Genomic DNA, 22,859 nt, shown 5'->3' with positions numbered 1-22,859 from the left:
CGACCGTCAATAGGCAAAATCCTATCAAAACGACAAATCCCTGCTACACTCCCTCTCGCCCCGTGGTGGGGCGCTGGAGGAAACTCCCGTTGGTGCTGTGTTGCAAAAATGCAACTGATTGTTTCGAGTGAGGATTTTTGAGCGTGGGAGAGTAGGAAATGACTCCACAACCGAACGCCACACTGCTTGGCTTGTGCTATGGCCGAGATCAGATTGCCGCTCGCAATTACCTACGATACCGAAGGGCCCACGCCTATTTCGGATGTGATCGTTGCGTTGCAGGGCGTAGATGCAGCGATTCGCGATGCGGTCTCGTTGCTTCCAAGCTTGGTAGATGGCATAGAGATACAAAGTATCTCTATAAATGTGCGGTCAATAACGCAAGAAAGTCCCCTAAAGGAGTTGTTAATTGTCGGCTTAATTGCGGCAGTGCAACCGGATTTGATGTCGACTGTACCATCCATGCTTGAAGAATGCTTTAGCGTGGATATCCCGGACAAATATAACTCAATCCTCACTATAGTCACGATGGTTGTGCTTTTTTATGGTGCAGCCTTTGCAAAGGATGCTGCAACAAAGGCCGTTGAAGACGGTGCGTTGAGGCATATGCTCAATCAATTGGCAGAAGATATCGCAAATAGGACGGGAAAGAGTAAGGATGAAATATTGAATATTTTAGATGCGAAATATGGAAGCCCGGGCGCCGTAAAAAAGCTTATTGCGACGATTAAAAACTTCTTCATGCCGAGTCAAAAGTCGGGTTCTGCTGCAATTACATTTGATAGGGATAGGATTGAGCCGGAAATTATCAGGGAAATACCATTCCCAGATGAGTTAGATGCGAAGGAAGATTTTGAGAGATACAGGCATTTTAGAGGTGTTGATATAGAAATACATGCTCAAGACAGAGATAGGGCGAAAACCGGTTGGGCTTGTGTTCCGGTTGGGATATCAGACGCAAGAGTGCGCATGAAGATAATTGAGCCTCTTACCTCAAAGGACATATGGAATAAGAATAAAATAAACGGAGATATAACCGTTATATCTAGGATGACGTCTGATGGATATGTTCCATCTGAAATACATCTTACGTCCATAAATGATAATTGAATAACTTGGGTGCTCCATTTTCTCGATTGTCACGTGAAGGTGTCCTACTCAACCGCGCCTGCCTCCTCAAACTCCTCGGGGATCTTGCCATAACGGGCGATTATCACCGGATCCCCCCAGTCGCCCAGCCCAGGGTCCGGCGACGTGCGCGACCATGCGATGACGCCGAGCTTGCTGCCGCGCGCGGCCTGAGCCTTCGCCTTGGCCTGGGATGCCGACTGGCAGGCGACAGGCTCCTCAGCGACCGGATAGCCGTCGATCTCAGTGAACGTCTGGACGACGTGGATGGTGAGTGCCTCGCTCATGCAACCTACATCTGGCGAACGACAGGGAATGCTTCGATCCGCAGCTCTTTGCCGCGCCCGCCGGCGCGCCGGCATGCGGGGCAGAAAAGGCGCTTGGAAACCTGGCTGACCGTGTGATCGGGACGCAGCCCACGTTGCCGAAAATGCCGCTCGAACCAGACTGTCGTATGGCCGCAATCAGCGCAGGAAATGAGCATCGATGCTGTGTTTGAAAGGCAAAGCGCTACTCCGACGCCCGGCATTCTCGCCCCCGTGTTCTTGCTATGTTCCATATTGATCGAGGGGCGATCTGGAGTCGAATCGAATCTGCGCTGCTACCGTGGAACGTTGCCGACGACCTTGTGGACGGCGACCACCCGATCGAGCGGGAAGGTGAGGGTCTTGTCTTGGCCTTCGGGTGGATTGTGCTGCAGCAGGACGAGCTTGCCGCCTCGGCGGGCGACGAACTCCTTCACGAACCCATAGGGCGGCTCGTGTTCGTCCATCTTGACCTGCACCACCACGTCATCGCCCGCGACGATCGGGCGGCTTGGGTCCACATAGACCGTCGCCCCCGGCTTGAATGCGGGCACCATTGATGTGCCATAGACATAGACCGCGTAGGCGTCCTTCACGTCCTCGAGGCCCGGCAGAATGAGAACGTCGGCCACCTTGTTGCCGTTGAGGATGAACCTTCCGTCGTCGTCAGCACCGCCGGCTGCCTGGCCGTAGACAGGGACCTTCCGTGTCGGCCAGTTTACGTCCATCGGGTAAGAGACATCAGCCTTAGGCCGTTCGGGCTTCGGAGAGCGCTGGGGTTCGGCGTTGAGCCGTTCGGCTTGCTGGGGCCGAAGTCGGCCCTCTTCCACCCTGAGGAAGGTCGCCAATGCGATCCGATCGCGTTCCTTCAACTCAACTGGTACGCCACGGGAAATGAACTGCTGCAGGTATGCGTGATTCCGCCCCATGGCGAGGGATGCCGCTTTGAGGTCGGTCCCCAGCTCATTGACTCGATCGATGATCAGTTGGCGCACGGCATCCATGGCATTGGTATAGGAAATTTCCTACATATCCGGCGAATAGGATTTTGCCTCTTGAATGATAGGCAAAATCCTATAGAGTGCGCTCATGATCGAGCCGGAAGCTTTTAAGGCCGAGATAGAGGCCTTCATCTCCAAGAACGGCATTGCCCCGACGCGCTTCGGCAAGGAGGCCGTTGGGGATCCGAAGTTTGTTTTCGATCTGCGGCAGGGGCGTGAGCCGAGCTGGCGGACCGCTGAGCGCGTGAAAGCCTTCATGGCGCAATTCCATGCGTGCTCCCAACCCGAACACCAGGGGAGGGTGGCATGAGCATCGTCGTCCCCTATTGGGTGGCTGGCGCCTTCGTGGCGGTGTGGATCATGACCTTGATCAGCCTTGTCTGCCTCTTAACTGGGTGGGTGAGAGAGCTCAGGGTTGCGACCAGTGCGACGCTTCGGGTCGCGGCTGAGCTGCGCGCTGAATTGGAAGCCTCCGGCAGCAAGATGAGGAAGTCCTCAAAATGCTGATCTCCCGAGCCCATTTCCTGGATGCCTCCCGCGTAGCGGATAATGGCGGAGCCTGCATGCGCGACCCGAAGCTTCGTGCTGATTTGTCGATCGGGTCGGTCGGGCAGATGCACACGAAGCCTTCCCTCGTTGCCGTACTTTGCGCAGTCCAGATATCTCGCAAGCGCCGCGGCCTTAGGGCTTTTAACGCGGAGGCTTTCCATTGCAACTCCTTCATCCGATCTGGACCGCAATGTTATGCGTATTCGGTGCCAGGGTGGCTCGATCTGCTCATCGCTCACCTTAGAGGCAAGCAGTTCGGGCCTCTGGGAATCTATCTCGCGCCGCCATGTCCGCCAGTGAAGGACATAGCTTCCGAAGCTGACAAGCAGCGCGAGCGAGGAGATGATCTCCGCATAGCCAATAACCATGTCTTCACCATCGAATCGGTGTCGCAACCTTGGATGGTGGAGCATCCGTTGCCGGCCGGGCAATTCTGCCCTGACCTGTCCGCGCCCGCGGCGGGACGCGCCACATACGTCTGGCGGAGGACCGCCTGATGTCCGAGTTCGCCCCCGTCACCACCATAGAAGACCTCATGTCTCTCGACACCGTCGAGATGGTCGACGGCTATTGGGATGGCTGGCACGGCGTACCCGAGCCCGGCAACAACCGGTCTCGCGCTTACTGGCACGGCTGGCGGAACGGCGCCGCCGATGCCGGGCACCGGGAGACGGACGCCTACCAGATGGAACTCGCGCGGGCGTTCGTGGCCTACCGGAGGGCCGCCTGATGACGCGCGCCCGACCGAAGAGCACCCTTGAAGCGATCGCCCGGATGACCGAGATGGCGCAGGCCGGCGCCCTCGCTGTCGAGATCGCACGGGACATCGGCGTGAGCCCTGCCTGCATCATCAAGTGGGCAAAGAGGGCCGATGTGCGCCTCCCGTCGCGCTCCGAGGCGCAGCAGCGGCGCTGTGCGGACCCCGCGGTGCGCGCACAGCTTGCCGAGGCATCCCGCGTTGGGCGCCCTCCGCGGTCTGACCTGGTGCCGCGTTGGGTTCCGGCCGACTTGAAGGGCGAGTACATCGATTTCGCCGTACTCTACGGCGAGGAGTGCGCCGCCTCGCGCATCCGCCAGATGAAGGCGGAGGCACTGGCGTGCTGACCTCACCCACCCGCCACATCATGGCTAATCCTCAGCCGGCGCGCATCGGCGCAAGCGCTGGTCATCGCGTCTGCGGTGACAGGCATCTTCGGCCGCAGGTATCCGGCCTCCGCCTCGATGTATCGCAGAAGGGCCTCACCACGGTCGCTGCGTTCGCGCGCGATCCCGGCGAGCAGCGTTGCGAACATCCGCGTCGTCCCAATCGACGGCATCCTCTTCTCCATGTTGGGGCGCCGGCCGGCACTGAGCGCGACTTCTCCGCCGGCCGGCGCACGGGCGGCGGCGCGAGGGGCGATGCGCGCGGCCCGATCCGATTTGAGCTTGTCCACGATGGCGCCTGCCAGGGTGCCGATCGCGATGAAACTGTCGTTCCCCTGGTCGGATTCCTCCCGACCCACTTCGGCGTGCCCGGTTCCCGCCGGGCCGCCGCTTCTATCCGCGCTCGCCGCAGCACGTCCTGCAAGATCATCTGCGGTGAGCAACATCACTCCGTCTCCAGTGCAGTCCGTCTGCTGACCACAGAAGAGCAGAAGGACTGTGCGAAATGCCGGAGAAGTCGTCCGGAATTCCGGATAAACTTGCGAGGGATGAGATGACCCTTGCCGCAGAGATGCACCAGTCGATCAAGGTGCTCGGTGGGCCGCGCGGTGACATCGACACGCGGGAAAGCATGCTTGCGCGCGCCGCACGGTGCGCCGGCATCAGCTATCGGCAGGCGCGGGCGCTCTACTACAAGGAATCATCGGACCCACGCGCATCCGTGGTCGAGCGCGTTCGCGCCGCCATGGCCAAAGCGAACGACAAGGCGGAAGCCCATGCCCGAGAACGGATCGAAGAAACCGCAGATGTCGGACAGCTTGTCGCGCGCGCTGTGGAAGTGGATGCGGAACTGCGCCGCGAGGTGCTTGCTCTGGTGTTCCGGCGGCTCGCGGGCGCTGGCCCTGAAGATCGCCCCCTGGATGAAGACGGAGAAGACAGATGATCCGTCGCCCTGAGTTTCGACGTGCAGCCGCTGCCATGATTGAGCGCGCCGCCTTCACGCTCGCCGGGCTCGCCCTCGGCATCTGGTACGCCGCGCACCACAGCCCGCACTGATTTCGCGGCTTCGGCCGCTCTTCATCACCAACCCACGTCAACCGGCATTTCGCCGGGCGCCTTCGTGCGCCCTGAAGGAGGACCCATGTCCGAGATCCCGACGATGGCTTCGCCCGAAACGGCGGAGCTGATCAAGACGCTCACGAGGCGGCTCACACCGACCGACGCGAGGCTGAACTACCTCACGGACCTTCTCAAGCCGATGCTGGGCGTGGGCGAGCCGGGAGACCGGAATGCCTTCTATGCGGCGTCTCGTCTGATTGGTTCAACGCCGACTTTCGCGCGGACGGTCGTCGCCGCTATCGGGCGCCACGGCTCGGCGGAAGCGTGGATGGACTTCCGCAACCGCGCGCCCGCACTGCCTGTTCTGAACCTCCCGCCGATCGCTCCGCACTTGGTGGGTTTCGTCTATTTCGCCAATCCCGTCACGGCGCCTGATGTGGTGCGGATCGGTCTTTCCACCAATCTCGCACGCCGCATGCGTGATCTGGAAATCGAGACCGGGGTGGAACACCGTCTGGCCCGCTGGTTCGTTGGGACGACCGTCGACGAAGCCGTTGCGCAGCTCGTCATGGCCGACCGCCGCATCGCTGGCAAATGGTTCGCCACTGGCGAGGCGACCCAGATCCCCGGCTTCCTCCCGATGGGCCTTGAGGCGATGCAGCAGACCTTCGGGGCGGACCTCCTGAAGGGGAGGGCTGCGTGATGGGGAACACAAGAAAGAGCCGAATTGCCGAAGGTGCCGGCATCAGCGTGGACGCGGGAGCGTTTTCGCAGGCGCTCGCCCGGGTGATCTCAGCCTGTCACCAGAAGGCGACGATCCCGATCCTTTCCACAGCTCGTCTCGCTGCCGGCCACAGTCGCCTTGAGATCGTTAGTACCGATCTTGATATTGAGATCCGGACGCACGTCGCCGCGGCCGGCAAGCTGGAGGCGGTCTGCGTCGATCCTCGGGTGCTGCGAGACATCGTCCGCGGCCTTCCTGCTACCCAGCGCGTGACGCTTGCGCTTCGGGCCGCCAACGAGCTTCTCGTGCTCGTTGACGAGGAGGAATGGCTCCTGCCCGCCGTCGACGCCAAGGACTGGCCGAAGATGAAGCGGCCGGAGGATGCGCTGAAGCACGGCGCCATTCAACTTGACGCCGGCTTCGTCGGGGACGTGCTCGCCCGCGTCGCGCCCTTCATCTCCAACGAGGAGACGCGGTACTACCTCAATGGGGTTTGCCTCGATCCAGATGGCGACCGGCTCTTTTCGGTCACCACAGACGGGCACCGCCTTGGCAGGGTCGAGCGGAACATCGCGGGCGTCGGAGCCGCGATGGAAGCCGCAGGCTATGTGGCAGGCGAACGTAGATGCATCGTCTCATCTCTGCTCGTTCGTGCCGCGGTTAACCTGGTGCGCGGCCCAGCCCGGCTGACCATTTCGGCCTCCCCGTTTCTGTGCCGGATCGACACGGAAGCGGTGTCGATCACAGGGAGGATGATCGACGGGACGTATCCTGACTATCACCGAGTGCTGTGCGAAGCTACGGATGCCGGCTATGAGGTGGACCGCCTCGCCTTCCTCTCGGCTCTGGGTCGGCTCAAGGCGATCGAGGCCCGCGGCTCCAGCTGCGGTCTGACCCTCTGCTGGCGCAAGGGTGCGCTCTATCTCGATCGGCGAGACGCTGATCGCGGTCGGGCCAGCATTCCCGTGCCTGCCGCGCCCCTGAGATCCTGGCCGGATCAACCCATCAGCTTCGACCGTCGCTATCTGGTGGCCATTGTGCAGCAGATACGCGGCTCGGCCTTCCGGCTGCACTGGACGGGTTCGGCGAGTTCGCAGGTCAGGATCTCCGATGCGTCGGACCCGGCGTCGACCTTCATCCTGATGCCGATGCGTGGCGAAACGGCGCTCCCTCATGAGCCGCCCGTGCCGCCGGCTGAGCCCGAAGTGAGGGCTGCCGAATGATCAAGGTGACAAAGGCGCAGCACGAAGCGCGCGCGGCCATTCGACAGCAGGGCCGCGCCTACATGCAGAACCAGAAGCGGAAAAGGCTGCTGGAGGCCGCAGGCCAGCCCGTGACCATCACGTGCAGCCACCCCGCCGGCTTCTTCGGCTTCCCGATCCGGCACGTTGATCCGGCCACGCGCGCCATGATCGACGCGGCACTGGAGGGGCGGAAATGAACGCCCACATGCTTGTCAATTCGCCCGAGTTGGCCCGGCAGCACGAGCAGGCGAAGACCCGACGGGCCCGCCTGTTTGGGCTTTGCCCAGCCCAAGGCCGCCCGCTGTCTGTCCCGCCGCCGAAGCGCCCGTCATCGGAACGCAGGCCGGTGCTCAGCCCTGAAGAGGCCGCAGAGCATCGGGTGGCCCGGAGGCGGGAAGTGGACCGGATCCGCCGGGAAAAGGCGCGTGCCTTGCGCGAAGGAGCGCCGCCCATCCAGCGCGTGATCCCGCCTCTTCCGGAGGGCTATGACCCTTTGTGCCCGACCGTAGCCGAGATCATGCGGTTCGTCGCCGCATACTACGGCTGCACGGCGCAGGATCTTCAGTCTCCGAGCCGCATCCACACCGTGGTGAAGCCGCGCCAGGTCGCCATGTACCTGGCCAAGACGCTGACCACGCGATCGATGTCGGAGGTCGCCCGGCGCTTCGGCGGGCGCGACCACACCACCGCGCTGCATGCCGTGCGCAAGATTGCGGCGCTGATCGGGGAAGCATCCGACCTGACCGTTGAAGTGGAAGCCCTTCGCCTCAAGCTAACCGGAGGCGACGCGCCATGACGGTCAGCCTTCGACACCAGGCCGAAGAGGCCGAACTCGACCTCATGGAGTACCGCGACTGGATCGAGATCCTCTCGGGAACTCAGGACGAGAAGGCTCGGCGCACGCCGGAGCAGCTTGCAAACATGCGCATCCGTCTGGGGCGCAAGGAAGCCATTGCTGAAACATTGGGCCGCCTCGCTGATCGCGCTGACGCACGCCGAGCCGCCGAGCAAGGGAGCACGGCCGCATGAACGCGCATGCCGACTATCATGATTTCCTCAAGGCCAAGGTGCGCATCGCTCCGGCTCTCGGTTTCGAGGTCGCCGCCGAGGATGTGAACCCGCTCCTCAAGCCGATGACGCGGGCCATCGTCCCATGGGCATGCCGCGGCGGGCGCCGGGCGCTATTCCTGCGCTTCGGCCTGCACAAGACTTCGACGCAGCTGGAAGTGATCCGCCAGTGCCTCATACACGCCGGCGGGCACGGCCTCATTGTGGTTCCCCTCGGTGTCCGCCACGAGTTCTTCCTCGAGGTCGAGGCCCGGCATCCCGACATCCGCCTGAAGTTCATCCGCAGCGCGGCCGAGATGGAAGCGCCGAACGAGCCCGGCTCCCGGCAGGTCGTCATCCACCTGACGAACTATGAGACGATCCGCGACGGCAAGCTCGACCCACTGCTGTTCACGGCGGCCTCGCTGGATGAGGCGGCCTGCCTGCGCGGCTTCGGCGGCACAAAGACCTTCCGCGAGTTCATGGCGACCTTCGCCGGGGACGACCGGAAGGTGGGCCGCAAGCATGCCGGTGTCCGCTACCGGTTCGTGGCCACAGCTGTGCCAGACCCGAACGAATTCATCGAGCTGCTTGCCTATGCTGCGTTCCTCGGCGTGATGGATGTCGGCGAGGCGAAGACCCGCTTCTTCAAGCGGGACAGCGAGCATGCGGACAAGCTGACCCTCCACCCGCACAAGGAAGAGGAGTTCTGGCTGTGGGTTTCCAGTTGGGCGCTGTTCGTGCAGAAGCCCTCCGACCTCGGCTTTTCGGACGACGGCTACGACCTTCCGCCACTCGACATCCGCTGGCACGAGATCCCGTCGGACCACACCGCAGCCGGTGAAGAGAAGGACGGCCAGCTCAGGCTCCTCGCGAATTCTGCCCACGGGGTGTCGGAAGCCGCGCGGGAAAAGCGCCTGTCCCTTGAAGGCCGCATCGCCAAGATGATGGCGATCCGTGCCGAGGAACCCGAAGCGCACCGGTTGATCTGGCACGACCTGGAGACCGAGCGTGCCGCGATCGAACGGGCTGCGCCCGAGGTGATATCCGTCTGGGGTTCGCTGGACCTCGACGAGCGGGAGCGGCGCGTGATCGGGTTCGCCCGAGGTGAGTTTGCGGAGCTCGCTACCAAGCCGATGATCAACGGAGCCGGTTGCAATTTCCAGCAGCACTGCGCCTGGGGCATCTACCTCGGCATTGGTTTCAAGTTCCACGACTTCATCCAGTCGGTGTTCCGCATCCAGCGGTTCGGTCAGACCCGGGCGGTGCGCCTCGACCTGATCTACACCGAGGCCGAGCGGGAGATGCGCCGCACCCTGGAGCGCCGCTGGCGCCAGTTCGATGAGCAGGCGCAGCGGATGTCCGCGATCATCCGGCGCTTTGGCCTCGCGGAACAGGCGGCGGTCGCCGGCGCGCTCGGCCGGTCGATGGGCGTTGTCCGGCAGGAGGCGAGGGGCGAGGGCTACCTGATCGTGCACAACGACACGGTGGAAGAGACCCGCACGATGCAGGCCGACAGCGTCGACCTGATCGTCACGTCGATCCCGTTCTCGACCCAGTACGAGTACACGCCAAGCTTCAACGACTTCGGCCACACCGATGACGATGCTCATTTCTGGGCGCAGATGGACTTCCTCACCCCGGAGCTGCTGCGGATCCTGAAGCCGGGCAGGACGGCGATCATCCACGTGAAGGACCGGATCGTGCCCGGCGGTATCAACGGGCTGGGCTTCCAGACCGTGAACCCGTTCTCGGACGACTGCATCGCCCATTTCCGCAAGCACGGGTTCGCCTTCATGGCGCGCGTCACCATCGCCACCGACGTGGTGCGGGAGAACGCCGGATCCTACCGGCTGGGCTGGACCGAGCAATGCAAGGACGGGACCCGCCACGGGCGCGGCCTGCCCGAATACGTGCTGGAGTTCCGTAAGCCGCCGTCGGACCGCTCCAACGGCTATGCCGACGTGCCGGTGATGAAGGAGAAGCCGCCGTGCTTCGCCGACCACCTGGATCAGCCCGATAAGGCCGCGCCCGTAGGGGAAGAGGTCCGCCTCGTTCCATTCGATCGCCGGCTGCGCCCGGTGCCGGGCCCCGGCTTCAGCCGCGCCCGCTGGCAGATCGATGCGCATGGCGTCTGGCGCTCCTCCGGCGACCGGCCGCTGCTGCCGGATGAACTGCGGGCCTTGGCGCGTGGTGACCAGAAGGCGATCTATCGCGGCTGGAAGGCCTTCAGCCTGTCCCAGGCCTACGACCATGCCACGCACGTCGAATTCTGCGAGGTGCTCGACGCCGAGGGCAAGCTGCCTCCCGAATTCATGCTGGCCCCGCCGCACGTCGAGCACCCGGCGATCCGGACGGACGTGGCCCGCATGCGCACGCTGAACATGCTTCAGCAGCGCAAGGGGCGGGAAATGCATCTCTGCCCGCTGCAGTTCGACATAGTTGAGCGCGCGATCGAGGACTTCTCGATGCCCGGGGAAACCGTCTTCGACCCCTTCGGTGGGATCATGACGGTCCCCTATTGCGCCCTGCGCATGGGCCGGAAGGCGATCGGGGTGGAACTCAATCCCGACTATTGGCGTGACGGGGTCGCCTATGCCCAGGCGGCAGCTGCCGGCGGTTCCGGCCCGACGCTGTTCGACTACCTGTCGGCGGCGGGATCGGAGGCAGCGGAATGAGAACCGAAATGTTCTATCCCCGCTTCCGCGGCGGACTTGATGCAGTTGATTGCTTCATAGATTTTATCGGTCGCGATGAAATCCGAAAGATCGTGGAGTGCAACAAAATCATCGGCAGCAGACGTAATCGCGCGAACGCGGGAAATGCTATCTGGATCGAGATTGCCGATCGCATGGTCAATTTCAGAAACATAAATCATGTTTCTCTCTACTATGTCGATGGCCTCGGAAACAATTTCGTCATCAGTGTGTATGCTGGTATCTTTTATGCCTTCATTGACAATTTCCCTCTTGAAATACTCGAGTGCTTCATTTGCTCCTTTAAGAAGACTGGTGGAATACAGGCGCGCGATCTTGGCGGCTCTCTCTCGTTCGCTGGTGCGCTCAGCCTTTTGATGATCGATTTGCGTATAGACCGCCCTGAGTGCCAGCCAACCCGCAAAAATGGTTGCACCAGCACCCAAAAGCGTCGCGGAAAACTGCAGCCAGTCACCCGCGGTAGGTCCTCGCAAAGCCGCGGCAACGAACGCAGTCAAGGTCGCGCCCAGCGCAACGCCTGCTGCAGTCGCTACAGCAGCATTCCATTTCCAGAAATCCATCCCTTCGCCCTCCCGAGCGCGACCTTAGCAGCAGGCGAGAGAGGGATCCAATGATTGAACTCGTCATCGACAGCTTCGCCGGCGGCGGCTTATTCCGGTTCGATGCTCTCCATTCGACGGAGGAGGGAGGCGTTGTAGTCGTTGCCATCCGCCCCAGCGTGCACTCGTCTATGGCAATTCGGGCAGAGGGCAATTACGAAACGGACATCGTCGGGTCCTCCATCGCTGACCCTTCGTATGTGATGGGGCTCAAGGTAGGGGGAGCCGTCCGCGCGGAAGAAAGGGGCAGTGCAGCCGCATCCTTCACAACGACCGTCGGCGCGCCGAAGCACATAGGAGCGCACATCTCGGCTGCGGGCGTAGACAGTGCGCTCGCTGGTTCCTGTGACTTGGCCGATGCTGGCAGCAGCGATCGCGGCATTGCGGAGTTCTTGGAGGGAGCGGGGATCTGGTTTCGGAGTGTCTGCTTCCTCAGGCTCTTCAACGTTCTCGATCGGGCGGAGCTCGAAAACGAGTGCGGAACGCATGGTGCCATTGCGATCGGGCGCGGGTCTGGTGAGGACATTTTCGCAAACCCACTCTCCCTCGAAGCGCAGGCTGCCGTCCTTGGCGACTTTTCGAAAAAGGAGAAGGGCTTTGCCATCGCGGGAATGCTCAGCGATCGATCGATTCCCACGCGCCAACTGCATATCTCCGATTTGGCCCTCGCCGTAGTATTCGAAGACGCCGTCTTCCCGGAGGCGATCGGTGTAGCCGTGCTGCCCGCCTTCGTCTCCGGTGATGATGATCACGACCGGGTGGCCAGCGGGAGTAACGATGCCGCCCTGTTGTTGACCGCGAAATTTGCCGTGCACGTCGCGCCGTCGGTTGTAGGTGCGCCCGCGCTCAAAGCCCCAAGACATCACGCATTCATCCCCACACGGCTTCCCGCCGAGCCTGAGCTATCTCAGGCCTGCTGGGGATGCAACCGAAGAGCATGGCAGGCGGCCCAGCTGTCTCTCTTCGAGGAATGTGGCGAAGTGATGCGGCCGCTACTCGTCGAACTCCACAAGCGGGTGGTCCCATTGCACCCGTGCGGCGCATTCCGCGACCGCTTGCGCATGGCGATGATGGGCCTCCGGGTTCGCCCCGGTCCATCCCGCCTTGAACTGGATGTCCCAATTGTGCCGGAGGCCAGGGGTGCTCACCTGAACAATCTCAAATGCGTCGGGGGAGAGATCGACCAAGGGGAGGACCATCTTGCGGATCTCGTCGCGGACAAACCATCGCGACGAGATTTCAGTAGTTTGTGGCATCGGCATAGATCACCTCGAGATTACTGCCACCATGAGATGGGCCATGTACTGCTAAGTTCAAGGGGCGCAGCGTGATCGAGCTGCGCCCCATCACCCGCGACGAAGCAGACAGCTTCATTCTTGACCATCACCGTCACCACAAGCCGCCGGTCGGCGCGCTTTGGCGTCACGCGGCTCACGATGATGATGGGATTATCGTCGGTGTGGCTGTCGTCGGCCGCCCCGTGGCGCGCGCCTTAGACGACGGACTGACGGTCGAGGTCACTCGCCTGTGCTCCGACGGTTCGCCCAACGTGTGCTCGATGCTCTACGGGGCTGCGAGGCGGGCGGCGGATGCCAAAGGGTATCGGCGCGGCCTCACCTACATCCTCGCCAGCGAGAACGGCGCCAGCTTGCGCGCCGCCGGCTATCGGCAGCTTTGGACGGTGAGGGGGCGCAGCTGGGACTGCGCATCCCGACCGCGCACCGATAAGCATCCGACTGAGGACAAGGTGGCATTTGGCTGGGGCGCATGGGTGGCGCCTCGGCGGGAAGAGGGGGGCGAACTGTGAGCGCGCCCTGGTTCAAGTTCTACCCCTCCGACTGGCGCGCCGACCCGGCGCTGCGCATGTGCTCAATCGGCGCCCGCGGCCTTTGGATGGAGATGCTGTGCGTGATGCACGAGGCGGAGCCCCGTGGTTCGCTTCTCGTCAACGGCAACCCCGTTTCGGAGCGCCAACTCGCAGGGCTCGCCGGGTGCTCCCTGAAGGAGGTGACTGGGTTCATCGAGGAGTTGGAGGCCGCCGGTGTTTTCAGCCGGGATAACGGTGCGATCTACAGCCGGCGTATGCGTCGCGACGATGAGAAGGCTGAGAGGGATAAGGCTAACGGGCGCAACGGGGGAAACCCGGCTCTTAAGAGGGGGGTTAACCCACAGGATAAAGCCCAGAAGCCAGAAGCCAGAAGCCAGAATTCCGATGCTCACGCATCGGGAGAGGCGACTTCGCCGCCGCCCGCACCGGCCCCTGACCCGGTCGACGAGGCCGTGGAGGGCTACAACCTGATGGCGGATGATGTCGGCTGGCCGAAAGCGCAGCGGGTGACGGCTGCGCGCCGTGCCGCTTTGAAGGCCAGGCTGCGGGAATGCGGAGGCATTGAGGGGTGGCGCGCCGCCATGGCGAAGGCCCGGGCCTCGCCGTTCTTGATGGGTGACCACGACCGCGATTGGCGGCCGAGCCTCGATTTCTTCTTGCAGGCAAAATCATTCACCAAGCTCATGGAGGGTGCATATGACCGTTCCAGCCGCCCTGCAGCCGGGCAGCGCGAACCAGATCGCGGCCCTACTCAATCCGAACGAGGCCGCACCCTCATGGCTGAGGTCCTCGCTGGCCGCCATGACAGCCGACTATCCGCCGCGCCTCCCCGCCCACCGAGCCCTGTCGGACCAGCAGAAGGAGGTGGCAGCGGAGATGTGCTCCCGTTTGGCGAGCCGCCTGGGACCCGCGTCAACCGATGAACTCGCCGCGTTCGTGGTGACGCTGCAGGACAATCTCGCAGAGCGGGTCGAGGACGACGACACGCTGCGCCGGCGGCAGGAAGGTTACCTGATCTCCCTCGACGGCGTGCCGGCCTTTGCGCTCCATGAAGCATATCGCCGGATCATGCAGCGGAAGGTGCCCGGCTTCAGCCCGAGGTTCATGCCGAAGGGCCCCGAGCTGCGTCAGCTGCTGGACGAGATCGCCGAGCCGGCCAGGACATTCCGGGGGCAGCTTCACCGGTTGCTCGCCGCCAAGGTGGAAGAGCCGTCGCGTCGTGATGGCTCACGCACCTTGCCGCCCGAGGTGTCCGCACTCTTTGCCCGGCCAGAAGGCGAGCGCGTCCGCCGCCGGCGTCCTCTGAACCCTTCCGGCGTCGACCATTCGGCTCCGTACCACTTCGCCGTCAAGGGCGAATGAGCCATCCCCGCCGAGGCCTGCGACACCCCGGCGGCATCCACATTATGCGACCAGAGAGGCACTTATGGCAGGGCGCAGGCGCAAGGCAGGGCGGCGGACGGCAGACGGGCGATTGGCGAAGAAGCCGCGCCCGCAACGCGTCAGGGACATCACGGACGTGGCAACCAGCCAGCCGCACCGCAGCTGGCTGAAGGAAGGCCAGCGCCGCGATCAGCGCGCCGAGAGCGCCCTCGGCAGGATGTTCCTCGCCGGCCTGATCACAGAGCCCGAGTGCTGGGCGGGTGAACGGCTCCGATCCATCATTAGGGAATTCCATGTCGTGATCGCCGCGCCCATCACCGCGTCCACGGCGGCGATCATGGTCGCCGAGGGGATGGAGATCCCGGCCGAGGCCGACTACCTGGCGGCGGAGCGCCCCGAGACTGAGGAGGAGAAGCGGGATCGGGTTCTCGCGCAGCACGCCGGCGCAATGGCGGTGCTCGATCGGCTCGAATGGGGACGGCAGATCACCAGTGAACTGGATGCCCTGCTCATGCGGGACGCCGAGCCCGAGCACATCCGCCTGGTGAAGGTGGGCCTGCATGCCCTCGCCGCTTTCTGGCGCATGGCCGAGCCACCGGAAAACCCCAACGATCGCGAGGTCAAGGTGAAGGGGTTCCGCAATGGCGAGGAGGCCGAATGGCCCCACGAGGAGAAGGTGGTGAGCATCGTCTACAAGTAACTTTGTGCTGACTTTGCACCTTCGGTGCAAATCACCCCATAGTGTGCCCGAAATGCAGGGTGAAGTGTTGCGCCCTGATTTAGCTTAGCAGTTTACGGCTCCGGCCCCTTCGGGCAAGTCGTTCCAAGTCCTACCGGCCGGATATGTCGGACTTGGTAGAAGCGGGGATCGGTCACAAACGCGTAGCCTGCCGGGGGCGAACAGAAGCCCCGTAGAAATTCCCGGCACCAATTCGCGCTTCGGCGCGCAACCAGGTGCGGACTGACCAGCAGGCCTCCGGGCGCAAAGGCGGCGAGCACGGCGCTAAAGGCAAGCATCTGGCCCGCGCCGGCTGAGAGGCCGGCAACTCAGTCCATCAGGCTCATGCGCAGATCGTGGAGCAGGGCGAGCATCACCGGATCCTTGGTGCTTTTCACGCTCTCCATGTATGCGGCGAGCATCTCCTGGTACTCGCCACGGTACAGCGCGCCGTTGCGCTGGAGGTACGACATCTATGTGCCGAACCGATAAAGGCTATTGGAGTATTGCGATCAGTTCATCCACATTGAGCGAGCGCCCGACCAGCGATCCTCTCATGGGTTCGAATATCGCCAGCATCGCCCGATTGCGGTTGATCGACGGTGAGTGAGAGTTGAGAGAGCGATCCTTGAAGCGCTCGAATCGGTTCATCTCCTTCACCATAAACGTGGCGATGCTCAAATAGAGGCCCTCGTTATTGCCGTCAAAGCCGCTAAATTTCGGCTTATCATTCCAAGGCCCCGTGGCGTTCACCAACTTGCTGCGGTCAGCTTTGCCGAGCGTCTCTCCTGCCTCTTCAATGAAACTCCACATGTCCAGCACATCTGCGACGAACGAGACGTCGGCATTGGACACGGTTCGATCATGCAATATTCCAACAAGTTCCCACTTAAGTGCCCAGAAGTGTCCGCCATATACCGACTTCTGAATTAAGTTTGCCGTTTCTATATTGTCATATTCTGGGTTTTGTTTTAATACTTCCGCTAACATCCATAGCATCAGACGCTCCGTCTGGGACGGGCGCATCTCACGATCTTCCCCTTGTCGGCGCAATCCAGCCTCGACCAAGCGCCGAATTGCTTCAGCGCGCGATGGCAGATCATCCTGCTGCGAGCGCCAGTTATCGATGAGCGCCAAGGCCTCGGCGTCCATCCGCATCTCGAAGCGTTCCGTTTTTGGGGGCATCGTCCAATCTCAAAATACGTATCATGACCACTGAGTACGTATATATGCCGTACATTTTGCAGGTTGGCAAGTAGCAAGACGAAAGCAGATGATTAACCGGCATCTGCCGAGATGGGCGGCCTAATTGACAGTTAAGCTATTGAGCGAGATTGGCGCCGTGTCCCGACGCCCCCGGCCGCCGGTCTATCTGTTGAATGGTGATGAAGCGCAGTTCGTTCCCACGCCCGAGCTGCAAGCATGGGCGGGTACTGCCGTCATCGCCGAAGACGCGGCACTGGTGAACGAGGATCATGCCCACCTCCGCCTAGCCGACATCGGCTTCCTCTGGACGAACGTCGAGAACAGCCGGCGCGGCCGTCGGATCATCGGGCAGGCGGAATTGGGCGAGCCCCAGGGCGCGATGGGGAAGTGGGCGAAGGCCCGCGCCGAGGCGCAGGTCAGGGGATGGTTCGGCGAGGTGCCGGATTTCATCATCACCATCGACGCGACCTATGCCGCCGAATGCGGGGATGCCGAATTCTGCGCTCTGGTTGAACATGAGCTCTATCACTGCGGCCAGGAGCGCGATCCTTTCGGCGCCCCCCGCTTCAATCGCTACGGCCAGCCGATCTGGACCATGCGAGGCCACGATGTGGAGGAGTTCGTCGGGGTGGTTCGCCGCTATGGCGCCGAAGCCACCGGTGTCCGCGATCTGGTGGAGGCGGCCAACCGAGGCCCGGAGATCAGTGGGGCGCGTGTCGCTCACCTTTGTGGCACGTGCGGGCGAAGCGCTGCCTAATAGGCTACTCCCACACGATCGGGTCGAACAAAAGCTCTCGCTGCTTCAATTCATCCTCCAGCTCGTCGCGCCAATTAGCCCAGTCCGGATATTCCGTAACCCCATAGTAGGGGTCAGTCTTGTTTTGGTTGGCTAGGTCACTTTCGAGCGACGCTCGGATTGAGCGGTGCATCATCCTCAGCCCTGATTCACTCATTTTGGATAAGTCCATGTTGCCTTCCTTGACCCGGCCTTGACACCACAATGGCCAAAGCCAAGCTCAACCATGACGTGAAGACCTTTATCGTGCAAGCGCTCGCCTGCTTCGACGCGCCGTCCGTTGTGACTGCGGCAGTCAAGAAGGAGTTCGGCATCGAGGTGAGCCGGCAACTGGTTGAGACCCATGACCCAACGAAAGCGGCGGGATCGGACACGGCGGCGCGCTGGCGCGCTCTCTTCGAAGAAACCCGGAAGGCCTTCCTCGAGGACACGAGCAAGATCGCGATCTCCCATCGTGCTGTGCGCCTACGCGCCCTGCAACGAATGGCAGAGAAGGCAGAGGGCATGGGCAACATGGCGCTCGCCGCTCAGCTGCATGAGCAGGCAGCGAAGGAATGCGGCGACGCCTATTCCAACCGCCACAAGCTTGAGCACACAGGCAAGGACGGGAAGGACCTGCCCGCACCGGCGCCGGTGACGATCTTCCAGCTGCCGGACAATGGGAGGTCATGAGGCGGGGCAGGGGAGCCCCACGATCATCCGACCGCAGCTGGGCCCGCAGACGACGTTCCTCGGGTCTCCAGCGGACATCGCCATCTACGGCGGAGCGGCGGGGGGGGGCAAAACGTGGGCGCTCCTCATGGAGCCGCTGCGGCATGTCGCGAACCGGCAGTTCGGCGCGGTGTTCTTCCGGCGCACGCTGGTGCAGGTCCGCAACGAAGGCGGGCTGTGGGATGAGAGCGAGAAGCTCTATCCGCTGATCGGCGCGACGCCGCGGGTGGCGCCGGACCTGTCGTGGACGTTCCCGTCCGGCGCTGCGGTGTCGTTCGGCCACCTGGAGCACGACAAGACCGTCCTGAACTGGCAGGGCGCGCAGATCCCGCTGATCTGCTTCGACGAGCTGACGCACTTCAGCGAGAAGCAGTTCTGGTACATGGTCAGCCGCAACCGCTCCATGAGCGGGGTGCGGCCCTACATCCGAGCCACCTGCAACCCGGACGCCGACAGCTGGGTGGCGCGGTTTATCGCCTGGTGGATCGACCCGGTCACCGGGCTGGCGATTCCTGAGCGTTCCGGTGTGCTGCGCTGGTTCGTTCGCATCGGCGACACCATCATTTGGGCGGACCGGCCCGAGGATCTTGCGCAGTACACGGCGCCTGACGAACTTGGCGAACAGAAGCCAATTCCGCCAAAGTCGGTGACGTTCATCCCGGCGAAGCTGACGGACAACCGCGCCTTGATGGCGGCGGACCCGAGCTACATCGCCAACCTGATGGCGCTGCCCACGGTCGAGCGCGAGCGGCTCCTTGGCGGCAACTGGAAGATCCGGCCAGCGGCGGGCCTGCTATTCCAGCGCGGGTGGTGCCAGGTCGTGGATGCGGTGCCGGCCGGCGCGCGCTGGGTGCGTGGCTGGGACCTTGCGGGGACGCCGAAGACCGAGGGCAACGACCCGGACGCCACGGCGGGAACGAAGCTCGGGAAACTGCCGGACGGGCGCTTCATCGTTGCCCACCACGTCGCCGGCCACTGGTCGCCTTCAGGTGTTGAGACCCTGCTGAAGAACACCGCGTCTGCAGACGGCCACGAGGTCGAAATCTCGCTGCCGCAGGACCCCGGGCAGGCCGGCAAAGCGCAGAAGTCGTCTTTGGCGAAGCTCCTCACCGGCTTCAACGTGCGGATCACGCTGGAGAGCGGCGACAAGGTCACCCGCTTTGGCCCGTTCTCGGCCCAGGCCGAGGCCGGCAACGTGCTGGTGCTGCGCGGTGCCTGGAATGAGCAATGGTTCGCCGCCTTGGAGGGTTTCCCCGACGCGGCGCACGACGACGATGCCGACAGCACAAGCCGCGCCTTTAATGCGCTGATCAACGACCCATTCGATTGGTACGTCGGAAGCTGAGGACCAACATGGCATCCTGGTGGCCCTTCGGCCGGCGTCCGCAAACCAAGGCGAGCGCCGCCGGCTCGGTGATTTCGGCGTGGACTGTCGGCCAGCCCGTCTGGACTGATCGCCGCTATGACCGGATCGCCGATGAGGCCTATGTCCGGAACGCGGTCGCGCATCGGTGCGTGAAGATGATCGCCTCGGCAGCCGCGACAATCCCCTGGCTCCTGGCGGACACCAAGGGGCGGGAGGTGGAAGAAAGCCCCCTTCTCGACCTGCTCAGGCGCCCGGCGCCGGGCATCGGCGGTCACTCGTTGTTCGAGGCGTTCTACGCCTACCTGCTGCTCGCCGGGAACACCTACCTCGAGGCGGTCGCGCCCGCCGACGGCAAGCCGCCGCGCGAGCTGTGGACGCTTCGCCCCGACCGGACGCGGGTGATCCCCGGCGCCTACGGCCGCCCGGAGGCCTACGAGTACGAGGCCAACGGCCAGAAGATGACGTGGCAGGTGGATCTGCTGACGGGCGAGGGCCCGATCCTGCACCTGAAGGAGTTCCACCCCATCGACGACTGGTACGGCCTGTCGCGGGTGGACCCGGCGGCCTACGCCGTTGACCGCCACAACGCGGCTTCAGCCCACAACAAGGCATTGCTGGATAACGGCGCCCGGCCGAGCGGCGCGCTGGTCTTCAAGCCGGTCGTGGTCAACGGCACAGCCCAGTCCGCACCGAAAGAGGCGGTGGAAGCGGCCGAGGCGAGGCTGAAGGAGCGCCACGGCGGCTTTGAAAACGCTGGCCGGCCCATGGTGTTCGGCGGGAACGTTGACTGGCAGGAGATGGGCATCTCGCCCAAGGACATGGACTTCGGCGCCGGCAAGGACGACGCGGCGCGGGATATCTGCACCGCCTTCGGGGTACCCCACATCCTGATCGTGCCGGGGGCGAGCACATACAACAATGTCCGCGAGGCAACTTTGGGCCTCTACGAGGATACGGTGCTGCCCCTCGTGGACAAGGCCGTGGACGCGCTTGACGCGTGGCTCACCCCGCGGTTCGGCGACCGCCTGCGTCTCGGGGTGGACCTCGACGAGGTGCCGGCGCTGGAGCCCCGGCGGGAATCGAAACGGAAGGCGACGATCGAGCTGTTCGAGAAGCGCCTCATCACCCGCGATGAGGCGCGGGACGCGCTGCAATACGAGCCGCTCCCTGACGCCACGCAGTTCGACCCCGACGCGCAGGTGCTCTCTGCCCTCGTTGACGCCTACACGAAGGATGCGCTGCCGATCGAGATGCTCTGGCGGTATGCCAGATCTATCGGCCTGAGCGTCCAGACGGACGAGGAGCTTCTCGCCGCCCTCACAGCCGAGCGCGATCTGCGCGCCGCCGAGGATGCTGCCGCCTCGTTGGGTGACCCTGGGCAACCGGCGGCCGACAACCAGGCCGATCCGGCCGCACCCTGATGGCGAAGCCGACCAAGAAGTACCTGCTCGAGCTGGTGGCGCAGCACGGGCCCGAAATCGCAAAGGCGTTCAAGGCGTCGATCGCCTCGATCAAGGGCTCGGCGCAGGTCGGCGCCCTGACCACGATGCTGGAAAAGGGCGATATCAGCGGCGCCCTGCTGGCCATCGGTCTCGATCCGGCGGCGTTCCGGAAGCTGGACCAGTCGATTTCCGATGCGTTCGAGGAGGGGGGTGGGAAGACGGCCCAGACCATCCCGCCGGTGAAAACCCCGGACGGGCTGCGCATGGTGGTGCAGTTCAACGCCCGGAACGACCGCGCCGAGCAGTGGCTGAAGGACCAGTCCTCGACTCTGATCCGCGAGATCATCGAAGACCAGCGGCAGGTGATCAGGACTGTCCTCGCCGATGGCATGGCCCGCGGCCTCAACCCGCGCGACGTTGCCCTCGACCTGGTTGGGCGCCTCGACCCGGTGACTAGAACGCGTCAGGGCGGCCTCATCGGGCTGACCTCGCAGCAGCTGGAATACGTCCAGCGCTACCGGGCCGAACTGCTTTCCGGCGACCAGGCCCAGCTTCGTAATGCGCTGGCGCGGGTGCGGCGCGACCGGAAGTTCGACGGTGCGATCCGCAAGGCTATCGCTGCTGGGAAGCCGATCGACGCCGCCGCGGCGGAGAAGATGGTCGGTCGATATTCCGACCGGCTGCTGCTCCTGCGCGGCGAAACCATCGGCCGGACCGAGGCAATGACGGCCCTGCACCAGTCGCAGGAGGAGGCGTACCAGCAGGCGATCGACAAGGGCGCGCTGCAGAGCAGCCACGTGCGCTATTTCTGGCGAACGGCGGCGGATGAGCGGGTGCGCCACTCGCACGCGATGATCCCCGGCATGAACGAGAAGGGGGCACCGCACGGCACGCCGTTCTCGTCCCCGCTGGGCCCGATCCGCTTTCCCGGCGATCCCAACGCCTCTGCGGCCAACAGGATCGGGTGCCGCTGCTGGCGCGAGGCGAAAGTCGACTTCCTCGCCCAGGCTGTGGAGGCAGAGCAGAAGCCGAAGCCAGCACCAAAGCCGAAGGCGCCGCCCAAGCCGAAGAAGCCGCTGCCACCGGAACCGGTCCTGCTGCCTCAGCGCTATGGCCCGGACGGGGCGGCGTGGCCCCGTGTGCCGTCGGAACTTGCAGATCGCGTCGCTGATGAACTGCTCACTCCGACCCATCCGACCTGGCGCAAGGAGATCGAGACCATCCTCAAGAGTGCGCCCGCGCCGTACAGGGGGCTTTCGATTGGGCAGGCTGGGCTCATCAACTGGTACACCGGCAGTGGCTACCGTCGGCTGAACAAGGATCTGCGGGAAGGCACGGGGAATTGGCTCACCCCGATAATCTCAGACGCGCTGAATGGCGCGCTGGACGCCGTCACCAGGAAGGAAACCGGCCTCGTGACCCGAGGTCTCAACGTCTACAGCGATGCCGAAATCACGTCGACCTATGCTGTCGGTGCCGCTGTCGAGTTCCCGGCCTTCACGTCGACGGGCCGTGGGTTTTCCTTCGGTGGCAATGTCCGGATGATCATCGAGGGGTTGTCCGGCGTGGACGTGAAGCCCCTGTCTCGCTTTCGCAATGAGAACGAGGTGTTGTTCAAGGCGGGCACGCGGTTTATCGTGACCGGCATGGCAAAGCGCGGGAACGTCTACGAGATCAAGCTCAAGGAGGTCGCGGACGACAAAAAGTCCGACGATCGCGTCATGCTGGGCGGAGGGTTCTCGGACGAGGCCAAGCGGATCTTCGATCAGTGGCGTGAACCGCAATCGGACGCGGAACACCGACTGGCGGACAAGATGCAGTCTGGTGGCGCCGGGCGGCGCGTTCGCTGACTGGACCGGAAATCGCTGAGAAATGGCCCGCTTCGGCGGGCTT

The 22,859-nt window shown here is 63.4% G+C and carries 28 protein-coding genes; 20 read left to right on the top strand and 8 right to left on the bottom strand.

What is annotated here, in order from left to right:
- Window positions 1-198: 198 nt before the first annotated feature.
- A complete protein-coding gene (locus FBQ73_RS07225) occupies window positions 199-1,110 on the top strand; it encodes a hypothetical protein (RefSeq protein WP_138398792.1) in 912 nt (303 codons plus the stop codon).
- Window positions 1,111-1,154: 44 nt separating this feature from the next.
- Here the strand turns inward: FBQ73_RS07225 and FBQ73_RS07220 are convergent, their stop codons facing one another.
- Together FBQ73_RS07220 and FBQ73_RS07215 are read right to left on the bottom strand one after the other, a co-directional pair.
- Complete coding sequence (locus FBQ73_RS07220) at window positions 1,155-1,415, bottom strand: hypothetical protein (protein WP_138398791.1); 261 nt, start codon at window positions 1,413-1,415, stop codon at window positions 1,155-1,157.
- Between the two features lie 314 nt (window positions 1,416-1,729).
- Window positions 1,730-2,437, bottom strand: coding sequence for a S24 family peptidase (locus FBQ73_RS07215; protein WP_138398790.1), 708 nt, complete (start codon window positions 2,435-2,437; stop codon window positions 1,730-1,732).
- An 85-nt stretch (window positions 2,438-2,522) separates the two neighbouring features.
- Between FBQ73_RS07215 and FBQ73_RS07210 the strand changes: the two genes are divergently transcribed.
- The 4 genes from FBQ73_RS07210 (at window position 2,523) to FBQ73_RS07195 (ending at window position 4,087) form a co-directional block, all read left to right on the top strand.
- On the top strand, window positions 2,523-2,744 hold the full coding sequence (locus tag FBQ73_RS07210) for a hypothetical protein (RefSeq protein ID WP_138398789.1): 222 nt from the start codon (window positions 2,523-2,525) through the stop codon (window positions 2,742-2,744).
- Window positions 2,741-2,941 carry a hypothetical protein gene (locus tag FBQ73_RS07205; RefSeq protein ID WP_138398788.1) on the top strand — a complete coding sequence of 67 codons (201 nt, stop codon included), beginning with the start codon at window positions 2,741-2,743 and terminating at the stop codon, window positions 2,939-2,941. Before FBQ73_RS07210 ends, FBQ73_RS07205 begins: the two co-directional genes overlap by 4 nt.
- A 538-nt stretch (window positions 2,942-3,479) precedes the next feature.
- A complete protein-coding gene (locus FBQ73_RS07200; RefSeq protein ID WP_138398787.1) occupies window positions 3,480-3,713 on the top strand; it encodes a hypothetical protein in 234 nt (77 codons plus the stop codon).
- On the top strand, window positions 3,713-4,087 hold the full coding sequence (locus FBQ73_RS07195) for a hypothetical protein (RefSeq protein WP_138398786.1): 375 nt from the start codon (window positions 3,713-3,715) through the stop codon (window positions 4,085-4,087). Before FBQ73_RS07200 ends, FBQ73_RS07195 begins: the two co-directional genes overlap by 1 nt.
- A gap of 2 nt (window positions 4,088-4,089) precedes the next feature.
- Here FBQ73_RS07195 and FBQ73_RS07190 read toward each other — a convergent pair whose 3' ends face one another.
- A complete protein-coding gene (locus tag FBQ73_RS07190) occupies window positions 4,090-4,572 on the bottom strand; it encodes a hypothetical protein (protein ID WP_138398785.1) in 483 nt (160 codons plus the stop codon).
- 107 nt (window positions 4,573-4,679) lie between these two features.
- Here FBQ73_RS07190 and FBQ73_RS07185 point away from each other — a divergent pair, with 107 nt between their 5' ends.
- The 7 genes from FBQ73_RS07185 to FBQ73_RS07155 all read left to right on the top strand — a co-directional run bounded on the left by FBQ73_RS07185 (window position 4,680) and on the right by FBQ73_RS07155 (window position 10,878).
- Window positions 4,680-5,069, top strand: coding sequence for a hypothetical protein (locus tag FBQ73_RS07185; protein ID WP_170218776.1), 390 nt, complete (start codon window positions 4,680-4,682; stop codon window positions 5,067-5,069).
- Between the two features lie 198 nt (window positions 5,070-5,267).
- The gene (locus FBQ73_RS07180; protein ID WP_138398783.1) at window positions 5,268-5,888 is read left to right on the top strand and encodes a hypothetical protein; all 621 of its coding nucleotides are present in this window, start codon (window positions 5,268-5,270) and stop codon (window positions 5,886-5,888) included.
- Complete coding sequence (locus tag FBQ73_RS07175) at window positions 5,888-7,132, top strand: DNA polymerase III subunit beta (protein WP_246089622.1); 1,245 nt, start codon at window positions 5,888-5,890, stop codon at window positions 7,130-7,132. Before FBQ73_RS07180 ends, FBQ73_RS07175 begins: the two co-directional genes overlap by 1 nt.
- Window positions 7,129-7,350, top strand: coding sequence for a hypothetical protein (locus tag FBQ73_RS07170; protein ID WP_138398781.1), 222 nt, complete (start codon window positions 7,129-7,131; stop codon window positions 7,348-7,350). Before FBQ73_RS07175 ends, FBQ73_RS07170 begins: the two co-directional genes overlap by 4 nt.
- Window positions 7,347-7,949 carry a helix-turn-helix domain-containing protein gene (locus FBQ73_RS23455; protein ID WP_210236689.1) on the top strand — a complete coding sequence of 201 codons (603 nt, stop codon included), beginning with the start codon at window positions 7,347-7,349 and terminating at the stop codon, window positions 7,947-7,949. Before FBQ73_RS07170 ends, FBQ73_RS23455 begins: the two co-directional genes overlap by 4 nt.
- A complete protein-coding gene (locus tag FBQ73_RS07160; RefSeq protein ID WP_138398780.1) occupies window positions 7,946-8,182 on the top strand; it encodes a hypothetical protein in 237 nt (78 codons plus the stop codon). The genes FBQ73_RS23455 and FBQ73_RS07160 overlap by 4 nt, the downstream gene beginning before the upstream one ends.
- Entirely contained in the window at window positions 8,179-10,878 is a 2,700-nt protein-coding gene (locus tag FBQ73_RS07155) for a DNA methyltransferase (protein WP_138398779.1), read from the top strand. The genes FBQ73_RS07160 and FBQ73_RS07155 overlap by 4 nt, the downstream gene beginning before the upstream one ends.
- Here FBQ73_RS07155 and FBQ73_RS07150 read toward each other — a convergent pair.
- The 3 genes from FBQ73_RS07150 to FBQ73_RS07140 form a co-directional block, all read right to left on the bottom strand.
- Window positions 10,842-11,477, bottom strand: coding sequence for a hypothetical protein (locus FBQ73_RS07150; RefSeq protein WP_138398778.1), 636 nt, complete (start codon window positions 11,475-11,477; stop codon window positions 10,842-10,844). The two genes, FBQ73_RS07155 and FBQ73_RS07150, sit on opposite strands and share 37 nt — an antisense overlap.
- A gap of 89 nt (window positions 11,478-11,566) precedes the next feature.
- Window positions 11,567-12,004 (bottom strand): HNH endonuclease, encoded by a 438-nt coding sequence (locus FBQ73_RS23090; protein WP_246089621.1) that lies wholly within the window; start codon window positions 12,002-12,004, stop codon window positions 11,567-11,569.
- A 504-nt stretch (window positions 12,005-12,508) separates the two neighbouring features.
- Window positions 12,509-12,778, bottom strand: coding sequence for a hypothetical protein (locus FBQ73_RS07140; RefSeq protein WP_138398776.1), 270 nt, complete (start codon window positions 12,776-12,778; stop codon window positions 12,509-12,511).
- A 65-nt stretch (window positions 12,779-12,843) separates the two neighbouring features.
- Here FBQ73_RS07140 and FBQ73_RS07135 point away from each other — a divergent pair, with 65 nt between their 5' ends.
- The 3 genes from FBQ73_RS07135 to FBQ73_RS07125 all read left to right on the top strand — a co-directional run bounded on the left by FBQ73_RS07135 (window position 12,844) and on the right by FBQ73_RS07125 (window position 15,427).
- A complete protein-coding gene (locus FBQ73_RS07135; RefSeq protein ID WP_138398775.1) occupies window positions 12,844-13,323 on the top strand; it encodes an XF1762 family protein in 480 nt (159 codons plus the stop codon).
- A 717-nt stretch (window positions 13,324-14,040) separates the two neighbouring features.
- Entirely contained in the window at window positions 14,041-14,706 is a 666-nt protein-coding gene (locus FBQ73_RS07130) for a hypothetical protein (protein WP_138398774.1), read from the top strand.
- Between the two features lie 157 nt (window positions 14,707-14,863).
- On the top strand, window positions 14,864-15,427 hold the full coding sequence (locus FBQ73_RS07125) for a hypothetical protein (RefSeq protein WP_138398773.1): 564 nt from the start codon (window positions 14,864-14,866) through the stop codon (window positions 15,425-15,427).
- A gap of 347 nt (window positions 15,428-15,774) precedes the next feature.
- Here FBQ73_RS07125 and FBQ73_RS22710 read toward each other — a convergent pair whose 3' ends face one another.
- The gene (locus FBQ73_RS22710; RefSeq protein ID WP_170218775.1) at window positions 15,775-15,918 is read right to left on the bottom strand and encodes a hypothetical protein; all 144 of its coding nucleotides are present in this window, start codon (window positions 15,916-15,918) and stop codon (window positions 15,775-15,777) included.
- 22 nt (window positions 15,919-15,940) lie between these two features.
- Window positions 15,941-16,597: a YfbU family protein gene (locus tag FBQ73_RS07120; RefSeq protein ID WP_246089606.1), complete on the bottom strand. Its 657-nt coding sequence runs from the start codon at window positions 16,595-16,597 to the stop codon at window positions 15,941-15,943.
- Between the two features lie 190 nt (window positions 16,598-16,787).
- Here FBQ73_RS07120 and FBQ73_RS07115 point away from each other — a divergent pair, with 190 nt between their 5' ends.
- From FBQ73_RS07115 to FBQ73_RS07095, 5 genes are all read left to right on the top strand, one after another.
- Entirely contained in the window at window positions 16,788-17,408 is a 621-nt protein-coding gene (locus FBQ73_RS07115) for a putative metallopeptidase (RefSeq protein WP_246089605.1), read from the top strand.
- Window positions 17,409-17,651: 243 nt separating this feature from the next.
- Entirely contained in the window at window positions 17,652-18,119 is a 468-nt protein-coding gene (locus FBQ73_RS07110) for a DUF2280 domain-containing protein (RefSeq protein WP_138398771.1), read from the top strand.
- Window positions 18,106-19,503, top strand: a complete 1,398-nt coding sequence (terL, locus tag FBQ73_RS07105; RefSeq protein WP_138398770.1) for a phage terminase large subunit — start codon at window positions 18,106-18,108, stop codon at window positions 19,501-19,503. The genes FBQ73_RS07110 and terL overlap by 14 nt, the downstream gene beginning before the upstream one ends.
- Before the next feature lie 8 nt (window positions 19,504-19,511).
- Complete coding sequence (locus FBQ73_RS07100; RefSeq protein ID WP_138398769.1) at window positions 19,512-20,945, top strand: phage portal protein; 1,434 nt, start codon at window positions 19,512-19,514, stop codon at window positions 20,943-20,945.
- On the top strand, window positions 20,945-22,816 hold the full coding sequence (locus tag FBQ73_RS07095) for an ADP-ribosyltransferase (protein ID WP_138398768.1): 1,872 nt from the start codon (window positions 20,945-20,947) through the stop codon (window positions 22,814-22,816). The genes FBQ73_RS07100 and FBQ73_RS07095 overlap by 1 nt, the downstream gene beginning before the upstream one ends.
- Window positions 22,817-22,859: the final 43 nt, after the last annotated feature.

Source organism: Xanthobacter autotrophicus, from assembly GCF_005871085.1.
Lineage (GTDB): Bacteria > Pseudomonadota > Alphaproteobacteria > Rhizobiales > Xanthobacteraceae > Xanthobacter > Xanthobacter autotrophicus.
This window is presented reverse-complemented; position numbering and strand designations above follow the sequence as displayed.

What these genes read in the sequence shown, in the direction of transcription:
- FBQ73_RS07225 (WP_138398792.1), top strand. Translation starts at nt 199, where the DNA reads ATGGCCGAGATCAGATTGCCGCTCGCAATTACCTACGATACCGAAGGG.
- FBQ73_RS07220 (WP_138398791.1), bottom strand. Translation starts at nt 1,415, where the DNA reads ATGAGCGAGGCACTCACCATCCACGTCGTCCAGACGTTCACTGAGATC.
- FBQ73_RS07215 (WP_138398790.1), bottom strand. Translation starts at nt 2,437, where the DNA reads ATGGATGCCGTGCGCCAACTGATCATCGATCGAGTCAATGAGCTGGGG.
- FBQ73_RS07210 (WP_138398789.1), top strand. Translation starts at nt 2,523, where the DNA reads ATGATCGAGCCGGAAGCTTTTAAGGCCGAGATAGAGGCCTTCATCTCC.
- FBQ73_RS07205 (WP_138398788.1), top strand. Translation starts at nt 2,741, where the DNA reads ATGAGCATCGTCGTCCCCTATTGGGTGGCTGGCGCCTTCGTGGCGGTG.
- FBQ73_RS07200 (WP_138398787.1), top strand. Translation starts at nt 3,480, where the DNA reads ATGTCCGAGTTCGCCCCCGTCACCACCATAGAAGACCTCATGTCTCTC.
- FBQ73_RS07195 (WP_138398786.1), top strand. Translation starts at nt 3,713, where the DNA reads ATGACGCGCGCCCGACCGAAGAGCACCCTTGAAGCGATCGCCCGGATG.
- FBQ73_RS07190 (WP_138398785.1), bottom strand. Translation starts at nt 4,572, where the DNA reads ATGTTGCTCACCGCAGATGATCTTGCAGGACGTGCTGCGGCGAGCGCG.
- FBQ73_RS07185 (WP_170218776.1), top strand. Translation starts at nt 4,680, where the DNA reads ATGACCCTTGCCGCAGAGATGCACCAGTCGATCAAGGTGCTCGGTGGG.
- FBQ73_RS07180 (WP_138398783.1), top strand. Translation starts at nt 5,268, where the DNA reads ATGTCCGAGATCCCGACGATGGCTTCGCCCGAAACGGCGGAGCTGATC.
- FBQ73_RS07175 (WP_246089622.1), top strand. Translation starts at nt 5,888, where the DNA reads ATGGGGAACACAAGAAAGAGCCGAATTGCCGAAGGTGCCGGCATCAGC.
- FBQ73_RS07170 (WP_138398781.1), top strand. Translation starts at nt 7,129, where the DNA reads ATGATCAAGGTGACAAAGGCGCAGCACGAAGCGCGCGCGGCCATTCGA.
- FBQ73_RS23455 (WP_210236689.1), top strand. Translation starts at nt 7,347, where the DNA reads ATGAACGCCCACATGCTTGTCAATTCGCCCGAGTTGGCCCGGCAGCAC.
- FBQ73_RS07160 (WP_138398780.1), top strand. Translation starts at nt 7,946, where the DNA reads ATGACGGTCAGCCTTCGACACCAGGCCGAAGAGGCCGAACTCGACCTC.
- FBQ73_RS07155 (WP_138398779.1), top strand. Translation starts at nt 8,179, where the DNA reads ATGAACGCGCATGCCGACTATCATGATTTCCTCAAGGCCAAGGTGCGC.
- FBQ73_RS07150 (WP_138398778.1), bottom strand. Translation starts at nt 11,477, where the DNA reads ATGGATTTCTGGAAATGGAATGCTGCTGTAGCGACTGCAGCAGGCGTT.
- FBQ73_RS23090 (WP_246089621.1), bottom strand. Translation starts at nt 12,004, where the DNA reads ATGCGTTCCGCACTCGTTTTCGAGCTCCGCCCGATCGAGAACGTTGAA.
- FBQ73_RS07140 (WP_138398776.1), bottom strand. Translation starts at nt 12,778, where the DNA reads ATGCCGATGCCACAAACTACTGAAATCTCGTCGCGATGGTTTGTCCGC.
- FBQ73_RS07130 (WP_138398774.1), top strand. Translation starts at nt 14,041, where the DNA reads ATGACCGTTCCAGCCGCCCTGCAGCCGGGCAGCGCGAACCAGATCGCG.
- FBQ73_RS22710 (WP_170218775.1), bottom strand. Translation starts at nt 15,918, where the DNA reads ATGTCGTACCTCCAGCGCAACGGCGCGCTGTACCGTGGCGAGTACCAG.
- FBQ73_RS07120 (WP_246089606.1), bottom strand. Translation starts at nt 16,597, where the DNA reads ATGGACGCCGAGGCCTTGGCGCTCATCGATAACTGGCGCTCGCAGCAG.
- FBQ73_RS07110 (WP_138398771.1), top strand. Translation starts at nt 17,652, where the DNA reads ATGGCCAAAGCCAAGCTCAACCATGACGTGAAGACCTTTATCGTGCAA.
- terL (WP_138398770.1), top strand. Translation starts at nt 18,106, where the DNA reads ATGGGAGGTCATGAGGCGGGGCAGGGGAGCCCCACGATCATCCGACCG.
- FBQ73_RS07100 (WP_138398769.1), top strand. Translation starts at nt 19,512, where the DNA reads ATGGCATCCTGGTGGCCCTTCGGCCGGCGTCCGCAAACCAAGGCGAGC.
- FBQ73_RS07095 (WP_138398768.1), top strand. Translation starts at nt 20,945, where the DNA reads ATGGCGAAGCCGACCAAGAAGTACCTGCTCGAGCTGGTGGCGCAGCAC.